The organism is Celerinatantimonas diazotrophica (genome assembly GCF_004339545.1).
GTDB lineage: Bacteria > Pseudomonadota > Gammaproteobacteria > Enterobacterales > Celerinatantimonadaceae > Celerinatantimonas > Celerinatantimonas diazotrophica.
The window spans coordinates 74,047-92,428 of record NZ_SMGD01000016.1 but is presented as its reverse complement, the minus strand read 5'-3'; the positions used below and the strand labels follow the sequence as shown (position 1 = coordinate 92,428).

Annotated in this window: 14 protein-coding genes, 2 tRNA genes and 1 pseudogene; 11 read left to right on the top strand and 6 right to left on the bottom strand. The window is 44.9% G+C overall.

What is annotated here, in order from left to right; all coding sequences use genetic code 11:
* Positions 1 to 387: 387 nt before the first annotated feature.
* The 5 genes from gltB to EV690_RS15095 all read left to right on the top strand — a co-directional run bounded on the left by gltB (position 388) and on the right by EV690_RS15095 (position 8,881).
* Positions 388 to 4,854: a glutamate synthase large subunit gene (gene gltB / locus EV690_RS15115; RefSeq protein WP_131913845.1), complete on the top strand. Its 4,467-nt coding sequence runs from the start codon at positions 388 to 390 to the stop codon at positions 4,852 to 4,854.
* A gap of 21 nt (positions 4,855 to 4,875) precedes the next feature.
* Positions 4,876 to 6,288: an FAD-dependent oxidoreductase gene (locus tag EV690_RS15110; protein ID WP_131913844.1), complete on the top strand. Its 1,413-nt coding sequence runs from the start codon at positions 4,876 to 4,878 to the stop codon at positions 6,286 to 6,288.
* A 160-nt stretch (positions 6,289 to 6,448) separates the two neighbouring features.
* A complete protein-coding gene (locus tag EV690_RS15105) occupies positions 6,449 to 6,967 on the top strand; it encodes a YbaK/EbsC family protein (RefSeq protein WP_131913843.1) in 519 nt (172 codons plus the stop codon).
* Positions 6,968 to 6,986: 19 nt separating this feature from the next.
* Positions 6,987 to 7,763 carry a hypothetical protein gene (locus EV690_RS15100; RefSeq protein WP_131913842.1) on the top strand — a complete coding sequence of 259 codons (777 nt, stop codon included), beginning with the start codon at positions 6,987 to 6,989 and terminating at the stop codon, positions 7,761 to 7,763.
* Entirely contained in the window at positions 7,760 to 8,881 is a 1,122-nt protein-coding gene (locus tag EV690_RS15095) for an ATP-binding cassette domain-containing protein (RefSeq protein ID WP_131913841.1), read from the top strand. The genes EV690_RS15100 and EV690_RS15095 overlap by 4 nt, the downstream gene beginning before the upstream one ends.
* A gap of 42 nt (positions 8,882 to 8,923) precedes the next feature.
* On the opposite strand, the gene EV690_RS15090 is transcribed toward EV690_RS15095, so the two are convergent.
* Together EV690_RS15090 and EV690_RS15085 are read right to left on the bottom strand one after the other, a co-directional pair.
* Positions 8,924 to 10,210 (bottom strand): peptidoglycan DD-metalloendopeptidase family protein, encoded by a 1,287-nt coding sequence (locus EV690_RS15090; RefSeq protein ID WP_131913840.1) that lies wholly within the window; start codon positions 10,208 to 10,210, stop codon positions 8,924 to 8,926.
* Positions 10,211 to 10,510: 300 nt separating this feature from the next.
* On the bottom strand, positions 10,511 to 10,951 hold the full coding sequence (locus EV690_RS15085) for a Fur family transcriptional regulator (protein ID WP_131913839.1): 441 nt from the start codon (positions 10,949 to 10,951) through the stop codon (positions 10,511 to 10,513).
* A gap of 212 nt (positions 10,952 to 11,163) precedes the next feature.
* Here EV690_RS15085 and EV690_RS15080 point away from each other — a divergent pair.
* From EV690_RS15080 to EV690_RS15060, 5 genes are all read left to right on the top strand, one after another.
* Positions 11,164 to 11,239: transfer RNA gene (locus EV690_RS15080), tRNA-Phe, on the top strand.
* 4 nt (positions 11,240 to 11,243) lie between these two features.
* A tRNA-Asn gene (locus EV690_RS15075) sits at positions 11,244 to 11,319 on the top strand.
* A gap of 128 nt (positions 11,320 to 11,447) precedes the next feature.
* The gene (mtnN, locus tag EV690_RS15070) at positions 11,448 to 12,146 is read left to right on the top strand and encodes a 5'-methylthioadenosine/S-adenosylhomocysteine nucleosidase (RefSeq protein WP_131913838.1); all 699 of its coding nucleotides are present in this window, start codon (positions 11,448 to 11,450) and stop codon (positions 12,144 to 12,146) included.
* Positions 12,143 to 13,099: a cobalamin biosynthesis protein CobD/CbiB gene (locus EV690_RS15065; RefSeq protein ID WP_131913837.1), complete on the top strand. Its 957-nt coding sequence runs from the start codon at positions 12,143 to 12,145 to the stop codon at positions 13,097 to 13,099. Before mtnN ends, EV690_RS15065 begins: the two co-directional genes overlap by 4 nt.
* Before the next feature lie 20 nt (positions 13,100 to 13,119).
* Entirely contained in the window at positions 13,120 to 13,914 is a 795-nt protein-coding gene (locus EV690_RS15060) for a cobalamin-binding protein (protein WP_165872773.1), read from the top strand.
* Positions 13,915 to 14,111: 197 nt separating this feature from the next.
* Here EV690_RS15060 and cobA read toward each other — a convergent pair whose 3' ends face one another.
* Genes cobA through asrA form a run of 4 tightly spaced genes read right to left on the bottom strand, consistent with a single transcriptional unit; the run spans position 14,112 to position 17,739 of the window.
* Positions 14,112 to 14,843 carry a uroporphyrinogen-III C-methyltransferase gene (gene cobA / locus EV690_RS15055; protein WP_165872772.1) on the bottom strand — a complete coding sequence of 244 codons (732 nt, stop codon included), beginning with the start codon at positions 14,841 to 14,843 and terminating at the stop codon, positions 14,112 to 14,114.
* A 13-nt stretch (positions 14,844 to 14,856) separates the two neighbouring features.
* Positions 14,857 to 15,867, bottom strand: a complete 1,011-nt coding sequence (gene asrC, locus EV690_RS15050) for a sulfite reductase subunit C (RefSeq protein WP_131913834.1) — start codon at positions 15,865 to 15,867, stop codon at positions 14,857 to 14,859.
* A 10-nt stretch (positions 15,868 to 15,877) separates the two neighbouring features.
* Positions 15,878 to 16,693: an anaerobic sulfite reductase subunit AsrB gene (gene asrB / locus EV690_RS15045; protein WP_224054987.1), complete on the bottom strand. Its 816-nt coding sequence runs from the start codon at positions 16,691 to 16,693 to the stop codon at positions 15,878 to 15,880.
* Entirely contained in the window at positions 16,690 to 17,739 is a 1,050-nt protein-coding gene (gene asrA / locus EV690_RS15040) for an anaerobic sulfite reductase subunit AsrA (RefSeq protein ID WP_131913833.1), read from the bottom strand. The genes asrB and asrA overlap by 4 nt, the downstream gene beginning before the upstream one ends.
* Positions 17,740 to 18,152: 413 nt before the next feature.
* Between asrA and EV690_RS15035 the strand changes: the two are divergent.
* Positions 18,153 to 18,356: pseudogene (locus tag EV690_RS15035) on the top strand (AraC family transcriptional regulator); the annotation flags it as partial.
* Positions 18,357 to 18,382: the final 26 nt, after the last annotated feature.

Genomic DNA, 18,382 nt, shown 5'->3' with positions numbered 1-18,382 from the left:
CCTTGCTAATTAATACAAATGCTAGTTTAATCAGCCAGATTATTCAGGGTGCCAGCTCAGATCAAAGCAAATTAAAATAATATTAAAATAGATATTCTTCAGATAAACTTATCCTTACGACAGTTCGCTAGCTTTTGAGCTATAACTGGCGCAAAAATCTAAACTTGCTCGCCAACATGGTAGAAAATTCATCGTATTTGCATGGTTTTTAGTATCATTGCCTCATTTGGTAATTGACCTTGGTCACATTTCTCGATAGTTTGTGAGATTCGCCAGAGACCAAACTCAATAACGGAAACTGGTTTAACGACTATAACTATAACGCTTAATTCACCTCCCTTATCACAACAACAGCAACCATAATCGGGAAGTGCAAGGAGAAGTGTCATGTCAGTTTATGACTCGACCCTGGAAAAAGATAATTGTGGCTTTGGCCTGATCGCCCATATGGAAGGCGAAGCCAGCCATAAACTAGTGCGCGTTGCAATCTCTGCTTTAACGCGTATGCAACATCGTGGAGGGATCTCAGCCGACGGTAAAACCGGTGACGGTTGCGGTCTGCTAATGCAAAAACCAGATGCTTTTTTCCGGGCCATTGCTGAAGAGAAAAAATGGAGTCTTGGCCGGAAGTATGCGGTTGGGATGATCTTTTTAAATACCGATCCGATCTTGGCTGAGAATGCTCGCCAGGTCATCAAAAAAGAACTCGAACAAGAAACATTAACCGTTCTGGGTTGGCGAGAAGTTCCTGTCGAAGACAGTGTGCTAGGTGATTTAGCCAAATCAAACCGCCCCCAAATCGAACAAGTCTTTATTAATGCACCCGCAGGATGGGTTGCGAAAGATATCGAACGGCGCCTGTATATTGCTCGTCGACGCATTGAAAAACAACTGGATCCAATTGATCCAGAATTTTATATCACATCGTTATCAACACTGACGACTGTCTATAAAGGCTTATGCATGCCTGCGGATCTAACCCGATTCTATCCAGATTTGGGTGATATTCGCATGCAAAGTAGTATCTGTCTGTTCCATCAACGTTTCTCAACCAACACATCACCAAAATGGCCGCTCGCTCAACCATTTCGCTTTTTAGCCCATAATGGTGAAATTAATACGATTACCGGTAACCGCCAATGGGCCAAAGCGCGTTCTTATAAGTTCAGCTCTCCTTTGTTGCCAGATCTACAAACGGCCGCCCCATTCGTCAATACAGAAGGTTCCGATTCATCGTCACTGGATAACATGCTTGAGCTGTTTTTAGCGGGAGGGATGGACCTGTTCCGAGCTTTCCGCTTATTGATTCCACCAGCATGGCAACACCATCCGGATATGGATGACGACCTCAAAGCCTTTTATGACTTCAACTCCATGCACATGGAGCCATGGGATGGTCCAGCAGGGATTGTTATGAGTGACGGTCGTTTTGCCGCTTGCGGCTTAGATCGTAACGGTTTACGACCTGCTCGTTATGTCATTACCAACGACAAGCTGATTACTTTAGCATCAGAGGTTGGGATATGGGATTATTCACCCGATGAGGTTCTTGAAAAAGGTCGGGTTGGTCCAGGTGAACTGCTGGTCATTGATACCTACACTAGCAAGCTGTGGACTTCGTTTGAAATTGATCAGGATTTAAAAGCTCGTCATCCCTATCGACAGTGGATTAACGAAAACTTCCACCACATCAAGCCCTTTGAAGAGCTTGATGGTGAACATGTTGGGCATCGCAATTTTAGCAATGCTGAACTGCTGGTTTATCAAAAACAATTTGGTTACAGCAAAGAGGAATTAGAACAAGTCCTTGATGTTCTTGGCGAAAATGGCCAAGAAGCGGTGGGTTCTATGGGAGATGACACGCCCATGGCGGTGTTGTCCAGTCAGAGCCGTAACTTTTATGACTATTTCCGGCAAAAATTTGCGCAGGTCACTAACCCGCCTATCGACCCATTGCGTGAAACACATGTCATGTCATTGGCAACCTGTATTGGTCGAGAGCAAAATGTCTTTCAAGAAACCACCGGTCACGCGGCTCGTTATACATTTAGCTCACCCATTTTAGTCTATAGTGACTTCCGCCAGTTGCTTGAGTTAGATGAAGAGCATTATCGTTCTAGCATTATCAGTCTAAATTATCAGCCTAGTGAAGGCCTTGAAGCTGCTATTAAACGGATTTGCAACGAGGCTGTCACGACTGCTCGGATGGGGACGGTGCTCATTGTGCTCTCGGATAGAGATCTCAGCAAAGAAACCCTTCCCATCCCGGCGGCAATGGCTGTTGGGGCCGTGCAAAACGCCTTGCTGGAAAATCAGCTACGTTGTGATGCGAACATACTAGTTGAAACAGCATCTGCTCGAGACCCGCATCATTTTGCGGTTCTACTCGGTTTTGGTGCAACAGCGGTTTATCCATATTTAGCGTATGAGTCTCTGGCGTATCAAGTAGAAAATGGCAGCATTAGTCATGACCTACGGACGACGATCCAAAACTATCGCTATGGGATCAACAAAGGCCTTTACAAAATTATGTCCAAAATGGGCATTGCAACTGTCGCCAGTTACCGCTGTTCTCAACTATTCGAAGCCGTAGGGTTAAACGAATCAGTTGTGGATCTTTGTTTTAATGGAGTCGCCAGCCGGATTAGCGGCGCTGACTTTGATGATATCCAACAAGATCAACTAAACCTGTCTCGTCAAGCTTGGCTCAAACGTCGTAAACTGCCAGCAGGCGGCTTACTCAAATATGTCCATGACGGCGAATATCACTCTTATAATCCAGATATTGTGAAAACGCTCCAGGCAGCTACTCGTAGTGGTGATTATCAGCAATATAAGGCATTTGCTAAGCTAGTCAACGAACGACCTGTTGCCACGTTGCGCGACTTACTCAAGCTGACACCACCTGAACAGCATGCTATCGCCTTAGATGACGTTGAACCAGCGAGTGCCCTATTCCCTCGTTTTGATACAGCGGCAATGTCCATTGGGGCACTCGGACGAGAGGCTCACGAGACATTGGCAATCGCCATGAATCGGTTAGGAGGACAATCCAACTCAGGTGAAGGGGGCGAAGATCCCAACCGCTTTAACAGTGAACGCAACTCTAAAATTAAACAGATTGCCTCAGGTCGTTTTGGCGTAACCCCACACTATCTGATGAATGCTAGCGTGATCCAGATTAAAGTTGCTCAAGGCGCTAAACCTGGCGAAGGGGGACAGCTTCCTGGACACAAAGTGAGTGTCGAAATCGCCAAGCTACGTTATGCCGTTCCGGGTGTAACCCTGATTTCACCGCCACCACACCATGATATTTATTCAATCGAAGATTTAGCGCAGCTAATTTTTGACTTAAAACAGATCAATCCTGAGGCACTTATCTCGGTCAAACTGGTTTCAGAACCTGGTGTGGGAACCATTGCCACGGGAGTGGCCAAAGCATATGCCGATCTCATTACCATTTCAGGTTATGACGGAGGCACCGGGGCAAGTCCACTAACTTCGGTGAAATATGCCGGTAGCCCTTGGGAATTAGGCCTTGCAGAAACCCAGCAAGCACTCGTTGAAAATGGCCTTCGCCATAAGATTCGGCTGCAAGTCGATGGTGGGCTAAAAACAGGGTTGGATGTGGTCAAAGCAGCCATTTTGGGAGCTGAAAGCTTTGGTTTCGGCACCGGACCAATGGTCGTTTTAGGTTGTAAATATCTACGTATTTGCCACTTAAACAACTGTGCAACTGGGGTGGCCACGCAAGATGAGATGCTGCGCCGTAAACACTTTGCAGGTGAAGCAGAAATGGTTATGAACTATTTCCGTTTCTTAGCGCAAGAAGTTCGTGAGTTACTCGCCTTTTGTGGCGTTAGCAAGCTCACAGACTTGATTGGACGCACTGAACTTTTAACGGCTATCGAAGGTTTCACCAGTAAACAGAGTAAATTGGACTTAAGCGGTATTTTATACAAACCGCAATCCCCCAATAATGAAGGATTGTTCTGCAAAACTTCGAACCCAACCTTTGATAACGGGCCGCTCAATCAAAAAATTGTCGAAGATTCAAAAGAGGCCATCGAAAATAAAACCGGTGCTTCATTACGCTATGAAATTCGCAATACTGATCGCTCCGTTGGTGCAACACTGTCAGGCACCATTGCGAAAAAACATGGTAACCAAGGAATGGCCAGTGATCCGATCGAAATTAATTTTGACGGGACAGCCGGTCAAAGTTTTGGAGTTTGGAACGCAGGTGGCGTGAACCTGATTTTAACCGGGGATGCTAACGACTATGTAGGTAAAGGCATGACAGGCGGCAAGCTGGTTATCCGCCCTCATATAGGAGTAGCCTTTCAGTCACATATGGCAACGATTGCAGGCAACACCTGCTTATATGGAGCAACTGGCGGTAAGCTTTATGCGGCTGGCAGAGTTGGTGAACGCTTTGCCGTTCGTAACTCGGGTGCTCATGCCGTTGTCGAAGGACTTGGCGACAACGGTTGTGAATATATGACTGGGGGGATTGTCACTGTCCTAGGCCGCTCGGGAGTGAACTTTGCGGCTGGAATGACAGGGGGATTTGCCTATGTCTTAGATGAAACAGGTGATTTTGAACAACGCACCAATACCGATATGGTTGAACTAATCGATATCAGTGAGTTAGCGATTCACCAAGAACATCTAAGAGGCATTATTAATCAGCATTGGCAAGAGACAAACAGCCCACGCGCTGAAACGATTTTAGCCGACTTTGATCATTACTTACCGATGTTCAAACTTGTCAAACCGAAATCTTCGGATGTGAAGTCACTGCTTGGCCACACCAGTCAATCAGCGGCCGAACTTCGGATCCAAGCGCAGTAAAGAACAGAGGACAAACATCAAATGAGTAAAAATGTGTTTCAATTTGTTGATGTTGAGCGTATTGATCCACCGAAAAAGCCAATTCCGGTGCGCCGTCAGCAGTTTATTGAAATTTATGAGCCATTTAATGACAATCAGGCCCAGCAACAGGCTGACCGATGTCTGTCATGTGGTAATCCTTATTGTGAATGGAAATGTCCCGTTCATAACTATATTCCGAACTGGTTGAAATTAGCCAATGAGGGGCGAATTTTAGAAGCAGTTGAACTGTGCCATGAAACCAACAGTTTACCCGAAGTCTGCGGCCGGGTTTGTCCGCAAGACCGCCTGTGTGAAGGCTCGTGTACACTGAATGACGGTTTCGGGGCAGTGACTATTGGTAACGTCGAGAAGTACATTACCGATAAAGCGTTTGCGATGGGCTGGAAGCCTGATCTATCCGATGTCGAACCGACCGATAAAAGGGTTGCCGTTATCGGAGCAGGTCCAGCTGGCCTTGCTTGTGCTGATATTTTAGCTCGAAATGGCGTTAAAGCGGTTGTTTATGACCGTCATCCTCAAATCGGGGGGTTGCTGACCTTTGGAATTCCGGCCTTTAAGCTCGATAAATCAGTAATGCAACAACGCCGAGAAATTTTCGAAGGAATGGGAATTGAGTTCCGCCTTAGTACTGAAATTGGTAAAGATATTCAGTTTGAAGAACTGACCGAACAATACGATGCTGTCTTTATTGGTGTCGGAACATATCAGTATATTAGAGGGGGGTTACTCAATGAAGATGCGAAAGGGGTTTACGACGCATTGCCATTTTTGATTGCTAACACCAACCATCTACTTGGTTTTGATAATGAGCAATATCCGTACACCGATTTTGCCAACAAAACAGTGGTCGTCTTAGGGGGTGGTGATACGGCAATGGACTGTGTTCGCACCGCGATTCGACAAGGTGCTCGTAAAGTCTATTGTGCCTACCGACGCGATGAAGCCAATATGCCGGGCTCTCGCCGAGAAGTAAAAAATGCCAAAGAAGAAGGAGTTGAATTTCTCTGGAATCTGCAACCTCTGGCCATCAATACCAAGCACGATCAAGTCTGCTCAATTGAAGTTGTTAAAACTGCGTTAGGTGAACCCGATAGCCATGGTCGCCGCCGTCCGCAACCGATTGAAGGTAGCAACTATGCACTTGAGTGTGATGCTGTCGTGATGGCATTCGGTTTTAAACCTGATCCAAAATCATGGTTAACCGAAGGTGGTGTTCAGACCGATGACAGCGGCCGCATTTTAGCTCCTGAACAAGGTAGTTTTGCCTATCAGACTAGTAACAGCAAAATATTTGCAGGTGGTGATGCGGTCAGAGGTTCTGATTTAGTGGTAACGGCTATCGCTGAGGGTCGCAAAGCAGCGACAGGAATTTTAGATTATCTCGAAGTCTAAAAACCGGCTCCATATAATGATAAAGCCCTGTAAGCAGGGCTTTTTTCTGCCTGCAAGATCTTCATTGCCCCACCAATATTTATCGATAATAACTGATAAGTCCCTGTCTTTAGATACAAAATTATACTGCAGCATTAACGTACCGTGTTATTCTTAATGGATGAATCAATACGATCCTTTTTTAGAAAAAAGACAATGCATTGCGGGTGCTCTCGCCACATTGAACATCTCGTATCAATGCTATCAACATCCGCCTTTAGCAAATTGTCATCAAGCTGATGAGCTTTCGTTAGTACGTGAAGGGACTCGTATAAAGACGCTTTTTTTACAAGATAATCCAGGAAAGCGCCATTTTTTACTGGTTGTCCCGGGGCATATCCATGTTGATCTCAAACAGCTTGCTAAAAACAACCTGACTAAAAGACTTGGCTTCGCTTCAGCGCGACGATTGCACAAATATCTTAATTTAACGCCGGGCAGCGTCTCGCCATTAGGGGTAATCTTTGATAAAGATCAGAAAGTTGAGTTATGGATTGAACAAAACCTGTGGCAAGATGCAAAAGCCCTACAGTGTCACCCAGGTGACAATCGGCAAACTTGGGTGATCGATAAAAATGATTTAGAGCGCTTTTTTCATTGGAGCGATCACGAATTCAAACTCGTATCACTAAACGAGTGATAAAAGGAGATTAGCTAGCATGGTGCCATGGTCACTATGGGAAAAACTAACCACAGCCCCTTGGCTATCAATCAATGCCGCCGGGCAATTTGTGCAATGGTTTAATCATCTGCTTATGCTCATACCTTTTGGAGCGGTTATTGCGGTCGCGCTGGGAATCAGTTTAATTCGCAGACGCTGGTGGTCGGCTGTTGCGGCGGTAGTGATCCCGATGGTCGCCTACAGCTTGAATATTTGGGAACTATTTATTGAACAGCTCGGTTGGTGGCTTCTGATTTGGCTCATTAGTTTTGCCTTGTGTCGCACAGCCACCCACTACTTAATGTTAAGTACGACTTGTTTAAAAATAGCCAACCGCTGTCAATTTTTCTGGCCACTCTACGTTGGATTGTGCTCAATCGTTATTTTCCATCCCAGCTGGTTAGTCGGTGTTGCAAGTGCACTGATAGCACTCATTCCAACCTTTATTTGCCAGAGATTACGACTATTTGCACAATTACCCTCTAAACCTCTCGAACAAGCTCAGATGCTCGGGGCAAATAAGGCTCAGCGCATGCAATGGGTGGCCAAACGTTGGCTAACGCCGCGCCTGCAAAATTGGCGCGCCAGGACATTGCAGCAAAGCCTGCTTTATTGTGCTTTTGCTGGAATGATTGGTTTACCTGGATTGGGGCAACATTTCTATCAAGGCTTATCCCAAGGACAGCATGCAATGGTCGGCCAGACCATTCTGACTTTGCTACTGTTACAATTGCTATTATGGAGCATCGATCATGCTCATAAAGAGGTCTTATGAGCCAAATTCAGATATCTAATTTCGCATTAGCAGAGAAGTTCAAGAATCTCGTCGACCTGACTATTGGCGGGGGACAACTCGTTGCCTGCTACGGCGATATTGGCTCGGGGAGCGAAGAGATGCTCAAGGTCTTATTCGGTGAAAAAAGTCCGTTGCAAGGTAAAGTCCGCTACAACGGCGAGCCGATCCCCCAGCAAGCCAAAGCCCTAGAACAGTGGCGTCATAAAGGAGTCATGCTCATCTCCTGGCGACTACCATTGCTTGAATGGCTAAGCGTTAACGATAATCTATTGTTTATCTTGCAAGTACGAGGTTACTCAGTACGTCAAGCCCAAGAGCGAATTCACCAAGCTCTTGAAGAAGACCAGTTACTCGCATCCCTAGATAAACAACCTCAAGAACTTTCTCATGTACAACATATCCAACTGCTACTGTGGCGTGCTTTTTTATGTCAACCAGAGCTGTTACTTATTGAATCGCTGTTAAACGAACTGCCCAAATCATTGCAAGAAAAATGGAACACCCGTTTACACCAACTTTGTCAAACCCGACAAAGTATTGTCATGATCCATACGACCAATCTTGCAACATTATGCCATCAAGTTGATTACTTACTGTTATTTGAAAATGGCAACTGCACCTCTCATGGCACACCCGCTAAATTACTCGTAGAAGATAATTTACCCGCACTGCACACATTGGTTGCGAACATCAATCCGCTGCAGGCTCTCACGGCTGGTCATCTGGCCAAATGGCCCGCTCTAACCCTAGATATTCACACCATGCCTGACAGCGCATTAAAAGCAATGCAACAGGCGCGTAGCAGTTATGCCTATCTGCTAAATGGGAAGAAACTCATGGGAGGATTATCACTTTATCAGGTCAATCGGGCATTACAGCAAAAAAGCGCAACACTGAACGAATTTTTAGACCTACTGCCAACCATCACTGACGATCGACCTTTTAGTGAAGTCATTGCTGAAGGTCCGGCGAAACAACGTGACTTAGCGGTGATCGATGCCAAAGGTAAATACTTAGGCCAACTGCGGCACAAGCAAGTTTTAGCCAGTTTACAAGATCTACTGAACAATGTGATGAGCGATACCCCCCAACAGTAAAACAAAAAAAAGCCTGCAATGGCAGGCTTTAGAAAGTCATATCTAGGGACTTTTGTCCATAACTGTCAATAGCTTATGAACTTCTTGCTTAAATTTTGGCATATCTTTGCGTGAAACCGCAGCCGCCATCGGGATCTTAGTGCTCATCGGATTAACAGGTCGGTTATTAATTCGGAACTCATAATGCAGATGAGGCCCCGTCACCCGCCCAGAAGCACCTGATAAGGCAATGACCTGCCCACGTTTGACCGGCTCACCACGATGCACATACGACTTACTCAGGTGCAAATAACGGGTCATATAGGTGCTCCCGTGTCGAATCACAATATATAGCCCCGCGTATGGGTGATGAATAACCCGCGTCACAATACCATCTCCAGTTGCCAATATTTTTGTGCCAACCGGGCAGGCAAAGTCAGTTCCATAATGCGGCATAATGCGTCCCGTGACCGGATGACGACGATGCAAATTAAATGGCGAACTAATGCGATAATGGCGACGCGTTGGATAACGCAAGAAAGCACGCGTGAGGCTCTGACCTTTTTCATCAAAATATTTGCCGTTATCAAACAAAAACGCATTAAAATGACGTCCTTGATTAATAATTTGCACCGCCAACAGATTACTCTCCCCCGTCGGCTGACCTTTAACAAATTGATCTTCAATCACAACTTTAAATGGGTCACCTGAGCGTAGTTCCCGACTGAAGTTAATTTTGTCTTTAAACATTTGGCCAATTTGCTCAATCTGTGCGGGCGTTAGCCCTAACTTGCGCGCTGACAAATAAAGGCTGCCATGAATCTCACCGCTGACAACGTGCTGTTTCCAAACCCCTTCTAAGCGAACAACCTTCGAGTCGTAACTGCCATCTTCAAGTAAATTAAAATCAACGTAATAGCCAGGATTAAAATACACTTGGAAACGAGTGAGCTTATCTTTATTGCGCCAGAAACGCAGTTTATCGCCGGGGTTTAGAGTATCTAATGCCTGAGTCTGGTCACTTTCTAAAATATTGCGCATCTGCGTTTGACTCAGCCCCAGCTTTTGAAAAATGCCGCTCAATGTATCACCAGCGACAATCGTGTATTCATTATCGGGAATCTGAACATCACTAACGGGTTTTATTTCTGGACTGTCTGAAACAAAATCATCACTAGAATTACCAGCCTGTTGACCATGGGGCAACGCCACTTCGCCAGAGAGATTAGAAGACGGAGACCAACAGATAACAGCGATAACGATAACAATTAATGATAATAATATTCGCTGATGTCGTTTCGGTAACTGACGCCAACGAGATAATATTTGTTTAAACTTCTTTAAAGGCATATAACTTCTTTCTTAAATAAGACCTTCTATCAGAGTGTTGGCTTGTTTGAACATTGAGTGTATCAAGTTGAATATAAGGATTGTTCAATATATTAATTTATACTGAAATGAACGACGTCAGTCCTCTATATCAGTCAAAACTGTTCGTCTGTAGCACCACACATTCAGAAATCATCCGTACAGCCCTGTCTCTCAATGATCGTAGCCGCACCACTCGTGGCTGGTCTTCACACCCACTCAAACCAACTGCAAAATTTCGCTATTAATCTACAATAACTCATGATGAGATGATAGTAGGGACTACTGACAATTCTGACAAATTCCATGTAATTCAATGGCGTGATGAATCAAATGAAATCCATGTTCTTTAGCACTCTCATTGAGATGAGCCTGCATATGCTCACTTAAAGGGATCTCCTCAACTCTCCCACAAACCTGACAGACCAACAATTGAGGCTGATGGGGATGCTCAAGATGGGAACACACCAGAAACTGATTGGTTGATTCGATCGAATGAACCAACTTAGCATCTTGTAAAAATTTGAGTGCACGATAAATCGTTGGTGGTTTAACTGAGGGTTGTTTCGAGCGCATTGCATCGAGAATATCATAAGCACTCATAGGCATATGACTATCAACTAAAATAGCCAATACATCACGCCGATTTGGCGTTAAACGTTGCCGATTCTGTTCACAATAACGCTCGGCACTTTGCACTAAATAGGCTAATGGCTGTTGCATAAGCTTACCGCAGTTCGATTCATAAACCGTTATGTTATTACACTACCTAACAAATGAGTAGTCTCCCCATTCACACAATCGTGATTTTTGCCGTTCTGAGTCTTTAAAAATGATAAGCAGAGACGAAACTGGTTGAAACATAGCCAAACGAACAAAATCGTTAAAAATAGGGTTGACTTCAATCTGCAAAAAACGTTTAATAGCGACCCGTCGCCCAGATAGCTCAGTCGGTAGAGCAGAGGATTGAAAATCCTCGTGTCGGTGGTTCGATTCCGCCTCTGGGCACCAAAATTCCTCCTTAGCTCAGTTGGTAGAGCGACGGACTGTTAATCCGCAGGTCGCTGGTTCGAGCCCAGCAGGAGGAGCCAAATTCAGAAAGCCCGCTTTTTAAGCGGGCTTTCGTCGTTTTGGACATAGGTAAAATACCAAGCATGGAAGAGCAAGCAACTCCCTGCTAAAATTCCAAACAATCATTTCCCTTTCTCAAGAGATATTTATGACAACCGCCATCATTGGAGCGATGGAGCAAGAAGTGACCGCTCTGCGCAATCAACTTACAAATTTAGAGACCTATACTTTCGCTGGCTGTGAATTTTACTCAGGTCGGCTCAATGGCCATGACGTCGTCGTCACTCGCTCAGGAATAGGTAAAGTGGCCGCAGCCATTGCCACCAGTGTTGTGATACAACGCTATCAACCAAGTGCAGTGATCAATACCGGCTCTGCGGGCGGTTTTAATCCTCAATTGCAGATCGGTGATGTAGTCATTTCAAGTGAACTGGCCTATCACGATGTTGATGTAACCGCCTTTGGTTACGAAATCGGTCAACTTCCGGCTAACCCTCCCCGTTATCAAGCTGATGCAGCACTGATTAGTGCCGCTGAACGCGCCGCACGCAAGGTGAGCGATCATCAAGTTATCAAAGGGCTAATTACCAGTGGTGATACATTTATGTGTCAACCCGAACGCATTCAACAAGCCCGAGATCACTTCCCTGAGATGGAAGCTGTTGAAATGGAAGGTGCAGCGATTGCTCAAGTTTGTCATCTCGCCGAGGTTCCATTTGTGGTGATCCGAGCATTATCGGATATTGCCGGACAAGAATCACCACAGTCATTTGATGAATTTTTAGAAACTGCCGCTAAAAATTCAGCGGCATTGGTTGAAGTGTTGTTGGACGAGTTGAACGAATGAACGAGCAATGGCTAAGCGTCATCGCTCTTTTATTACCTATTGGGGCAGCCATTGCTGAATGGCTGCTCGGTCTGCCGCGACTGTGGCATCCCCTTTATTATTTCCAGATCGTTGCTAACGCATTATCCAATCGGGTCAATCGCGCTGAAAATGGCCCGAAACAGCAGCAACTTGCGGGTTCAATGGCAATGTGGCTATTGCTAGCCGTTATTTTACTCACCTATTGGGGATTATCGGTATTAGCCGATATGCCACTTTTGTTAGATGGGATAAGCTTGTTTTTATTGCTCACTTGGCGCCCTCTCATGCATGATCTCAAACAGGTAAGCGAGAAACTGCAAAAAGGCCAGCTCCCTCTTGCCAGACTGCAACTAGCACATTGGGTGCTCCGCGATACTCACCAGCTTTCACAAGCACAAATTACCGCAGCCGCCAGTGAATCACTCATTATTCGTCTAGCCCATGGTTGGTTTGCCACACTTTTTTGGTATGCACTATTTGGCATTTATGGCGCACTGACATACCGAATCATCGAACTATTACACCAAACTTGGAACCGCAAACTGGCTGATTACCAGCAGTTCGGTAAAAGCAGCGATCAAATTCATCACCTGCTTGCTTACGTACCCGACCTTTTACTGGCTTGGCTGATGTGCCTGATTGGCTCACCGGGCAAAAACTGGCACCAGTATCAATTAGGCTTTCGCTGGCCAAGAACCCCCAGTGGACGTCTGATTGGGATCACCGCCAGCTGGTTAAATGCCCAGTTAGGGGGGCAACGCTATTATCAGGGGCTGATCCGCTCCTTTGCTCTATTCGGAGCCAAAAATCAGGTGACTTTGACTAGTGATTTTAAACATCTTTGCATTCGCTGTTATCTCGTTGCAGGTTACTACCTCGTCCTTGTGATCTACCCAATATTATTATGTCGCTACATCATCATCGGCTTATAAAAGCAGTTTTATTGATTCTATTGAGCGCATGCGCTCAACCTGTCCAGGCACGTTCTGAGCGAATTATCAGCCTAGCACCCAATTTAACTGAATTTGTTTATGCATTAGGCGCAGGTTCAGATTTAGTGGGCGTAATCGCCCACAGCGATTACCCGAAACAGGCACAACACAAACCCATTATCGGTAATTATCAACACCTGGATATTGAAAAGATCCTCTCTTTAAAACCCACTGTGATTTTAAGCTGGGCTGCTGGCAATCCATCTCAACAATTAGCAATCTTGCGCCAGTTTCACATCCCTATTGTGGATATCTCACCACAACATATCTTACAACTTCCAGCAATTACTCGGAAAATCGGCCGAGCCATTGGCCGTGAACAACAAGCCGAAGTTCTTGCTCAACAAGAACAGGCTCAGCTCGATCATTTTACCAAGGACTATGCAAACAAAACTAAAATCAGAGTTTTTTATCAGATTTGGCAGCATCCATTGATCACTATCTCGGCTAAAAGCTGGTTGAACGATGCTCTGCAACTGTGTGGTGGTACAAATATATTCGCCAATGCGACAACGGCTTATCCCCAAGTCAATTTAGAACAAGTCTTATCATCTCAGCCGCAGGCAATTATTTTATCGAGTCGCAACAAACAAGGGGCTAAAATCTGGCAACAATGGAACACACCCGCCAAGCATCACCTGATTCTATTAAATCCTGACTGGATCAGTCGTTTCGGACCACGATTAGTCAAAGGGATTCAACAGTTGTGCCAACAACTCAACACCCTAAGGCTCTCAAAGCACGATACGCCATAAAATGAGAATATGTCACGTCGCTAATAAGCAATAATGAACCCGTGACATCCAATTAGCGATTAGCGGTAAGTCGCAGAAACTCAAGATAGATAAAAATTGGGCATATCCATGCCCTCTACTATTGTATTAAAACTTATATCCACATCTGCAGGCCAATCACTCTATCCATATACAAATGGCTTGATTTTATTAAAGTACTAGGCTGACGTATTCACCACTTGTCCAACAATTAATAAAGCGGGACTGTGCACAGTTTCAGCGAGATCGGTCAGCTCCTTGAGGGAACCCTTAACCACCCGCTCATCGCTATGCGTACCACGTTCAATAAATACCACGGGCATGGTTTCACTCATTCCTTCACTTAACAGTTGCCGTTGAATCGTAGGAGCCTGGCGAACCCCCATGTAAAATACTAGCGTCTGATCTGGCTCGCTAAGCGCATGCCAATTCAGCTCGCCCTCGGCACATGGATGCGCGGTCATAAATGTCACTCGCTTAGCGAAATCACGATGGGTTAAAGCAATCCCCGCTGAAGCGGCGCAACCAAGTGCTGCGGTAATTCCAGGTACAACATGCACAGTTACCTGCTGCTCTTGTAATGTTGTCATCTCCTCACCGCCACGACCAAACACAAACGGATCGCCCCCTTTAAGGCGAACCACACGCTGTTTAACTTGAGCACGTTCGAGTAATAGCGAAATGATGGCTTCTTGAGAAATACAGTGATTACCGACCTGCTTACCTACAAAAATTTTCTCAATACTATCAGGCACCAGAGCCAAGACCTCATCAGATACTAAGCGGTCATAAAAAATGACGTCTGCTTGACTAATATACCGCAGTGCTTTGAACGTCAAGAGTTCAGCATCACCGGGACCGGCTCCGACCAACGCCACATCACCAGGAGCAAATAATAGCTGTTTTTTCACTTTTGCCTCGCTATCAATGGGCTGGTTTCACGTGGATATTGGCTGCATACTCATCTTCAGACCAATACATATACTGGGCTACCATTGCTTCAGGATTTAAAGTAATTCCTTGCAAAACACGCTCTTTAAAGTGCAAATAGCCTCCCGCATCAATTAAATGTCCCATATGCAGATAGATAGGTTTTCCCCCTAACATCTCTTTTTCAAAAGCAAAAATGTTAGCAATGAGCTGCGTTATCACCTCTTCACTCACCCAATTGAGGAATATTTTACCTACGCGAGGGGTCTTCTTACTGGTTCGGCCACCGAGACGAATTTGATAAAGCTGCTGTGGTTGACGCTGCCAAGCAAGCGTCGGACACGCCAACACGCATTCACCACACCCAATACAAGCGCTTTGATCTTTTACCGCCTTACCATTTTCAAGCCTCAAACAGCCAACCGCATGGCTGGCACAACTCTTCACGCAAGCCCCACAGCCAATACAACGTTCAGCATTAAATTTCATTCTGGCGACCCCAACAATGCCAATGTCGGTCATTGACGCTTTCGCGCAATCATTTGGGCATCCCGCTAATACGATCTTAAGATGATATGGACTTGGATAGATGAGCTTTTCCAGCCTTCTCGCCATTGCCGTGGTATCGGTATTGCCTTTCTGACAAATTTGGTTGCCTTGACAGGCGACGATATTCCGTCCACCAATCGCTTGATAGCCGGCTTTGGTATCGGCAACATCGACATGGCAAAGTTCCAGCTCAATTTCGCGTAAAAAGGGTTCCAGCTCAGCGTTTACTTTATCCATATCTTCGTAATGGATCCCCGGCATAGCGAGTTTTTGCCGTGTGGTTAAGTGGATTTGCCCATTACCATATGTCTGGGCAATATGCTGCGCAACCGACAGCAAATGCGCAGGCAATATGCCGCCAGGAATACGCACACTCACCATGGCTTCACCACGAACTTTAGACAGCCGGTATTCGTTCTGTGCTCGTGCTTTAATAATATCAACATCAATACTCATCGCCTTCTCCTTAATCGATAAAGCTCTGCGCCGTTGCATAATTAAATACCGGACCGTCAACGCAGACATACACACTCCCCATTCGGCAGTGTCCGCATTTACCTGTAGAACAAGCCATCCGCCGCTCATAGTCGACCCAAATTTGCTCTTTCTGAAACCCTTTGTCCTCAAGCATCTGAACGACAAACTTAATCATTACCGGTGGGCCCACGACAATCACGGATGTTGTTGCGACATCGAGCTTTAAATGGCGCAGGTGGTCGGTTACGCGTCCAAGCGAAAAATGCTCATCTGCTTCACCTTCATCCAGCGTCACAATCAGATGGTGAACTTTGTCCCAAAGTGACATTTCATCTTTGTAGAGCACACTTTGACGGTTTTTATAACCGAGGATCATATCCAGCCGATTAATCTCGCTCGGGTTTTCACTAAAATAACGAAGTAGCCCTTTCACTGGCGCAACCCCAGTGCCACCGGCAACAACTAATAGATTTTGATGCATAAAACGCTCAAGCGGATAGCCGTGACCATAGCTGCCACGAAGCCAGAAAACATCACCAATTTGCTTTTCAAATAACGCCCCAGTGACCTTACCCACATTGCGGATTAGCAAATCTATCCAACCATCACCACAATCTGAAACTGAAATTGGTGCTTCCCCAATCATTGGCAAAGAGACTTCGACAAACTGCCCAAGCTGCGCTGGGAGATCCGTCTGGATACGAAAAGTCCACTCCAATTGCGTATGTTTTTCGATAGCAATAATCGGATAAGGCGAACTCATAAGCTCCGGTTGGTTCGTCTGACACAGGCATTGTTGAGTCATGATAAGTTCTCCTTGGCAATGGCCTGTTGAACGGCCTGAGTCATTTTATTAATGATGTGAGAAAATTTAATATATTGTGGACAGCGGTCATCACAGCGCCCACAGCCAACACACATCTGCTCATTACCAAAACGTTCTTTAAAGTCATTCACTTTATGTAAGGCACGATAACGCATCCGTTGGCTAGCTTGATCACGAAAATGGTGCCCTCCAGCCATATCCGAAAACCCTGGGATCATGCAACTTGCCCATTGCCGTCGCCGTTCACCACGCTGAGAATTTTCCGCATAAGGCACATCAAAGATGCTATAGCAGGTACAAGTCGGACATCCAGTTGAGCAACGCCCGCAACTAATGCAACGACGAGAGTATTCATCCCAAATCGGATGATCAGCTAATATGTTGCGCACTTTTTGAGGGTCGTCACACACTTGCTCTGGTAATGTAACCTGCTCGCGATTGTGAGTGACAAATGAAGGCTGGTAATCACTGGGCTTGCCTATACCCGTAAAGAAAGGAGTCAGAATTTCATTTTTAATATGAACCTGTGCCCCGGTTTCACTAAAGCGAATAGCCGCTGCATAATCATCCGTTTGATTCGTCCCCATGGAGACACAAAAGCAGTTCTCAAAGGATTCTCGACATTCCATTAGAACAAAATGAATGTTCTGACGAATTTTCTGATAGTTATAATCGCTGCCAGGGCCATTATATAAATACATCTGATCTAAGCGTGACATCGCATTGATATCGCAAGCACGCGCAAAAATTAGAATTGGGCGAGTATCAACCTCAGCAATTTGAATTGTATTTTTTTCAAAATAAAAGAGAGTTTCAGTAATTGGCGTAATCACTGTTCGAGGAGACATGTGTGATTTTTCTTGCCACACAATCTCTTGCCAAGAGCTGACGGGCTGATAAACAATATTATCTGTATCAGAAAACCGCCCACCTCGATATTCAGCTTTCGGTGCATAAACTCGCCAATTAGGAGTGAGTTTCGTTAGTACCTGTGTCAATTCATCAGGGGTTATTTCAATAGACATGATTATTCTCGTATTAAAATATACGACTAATTAATCTATACCTGTTATTAATTTTATTAAAATTGATATTCGTGATACCCAAAATCAATTATTTTTATAGAAGAATAAAATAAAAATGCATCTTAATTAGTATTTAAAATCTTGTTATAGCCATTTAATATAGATAACCAATTGTTTAATTTAAGAAAATATAAATAAAATAACTCTATGAAAATCAAAAAATATTATTTTATTAAACAATATATATACTTTTATGTAACAGAATAAACAATTTTTGACATATAATTATGTTTAAGTTTTTAAATTGAAGAATAAGTCATCTAAATATTTTTATATTTTATTTTAAGTTGATCACAAAAGGACTCCTAAAGAGAAGCCCTTTCATGCCAACACCAACTTACAAAGTTCGCTGACATCAAGCCAGAATGCTAATGGCTCGGCAGTCAATGACCGCCGTCAGTGCCAACTATGCGGTTTGTTACGAGAGCCCCTCACAGTTTAATCGCGAATTTAAACGCCTATTGGGTCTGCCGCCGGCTGAAGAAGTAAAGCGAATGAAAGCCCATTTCGCGATTCCACCAGCTCAAGCGATAAATGACTATGTCTCATCCCACTAAATAAGAATGGTAAGCCCTCTAACTGG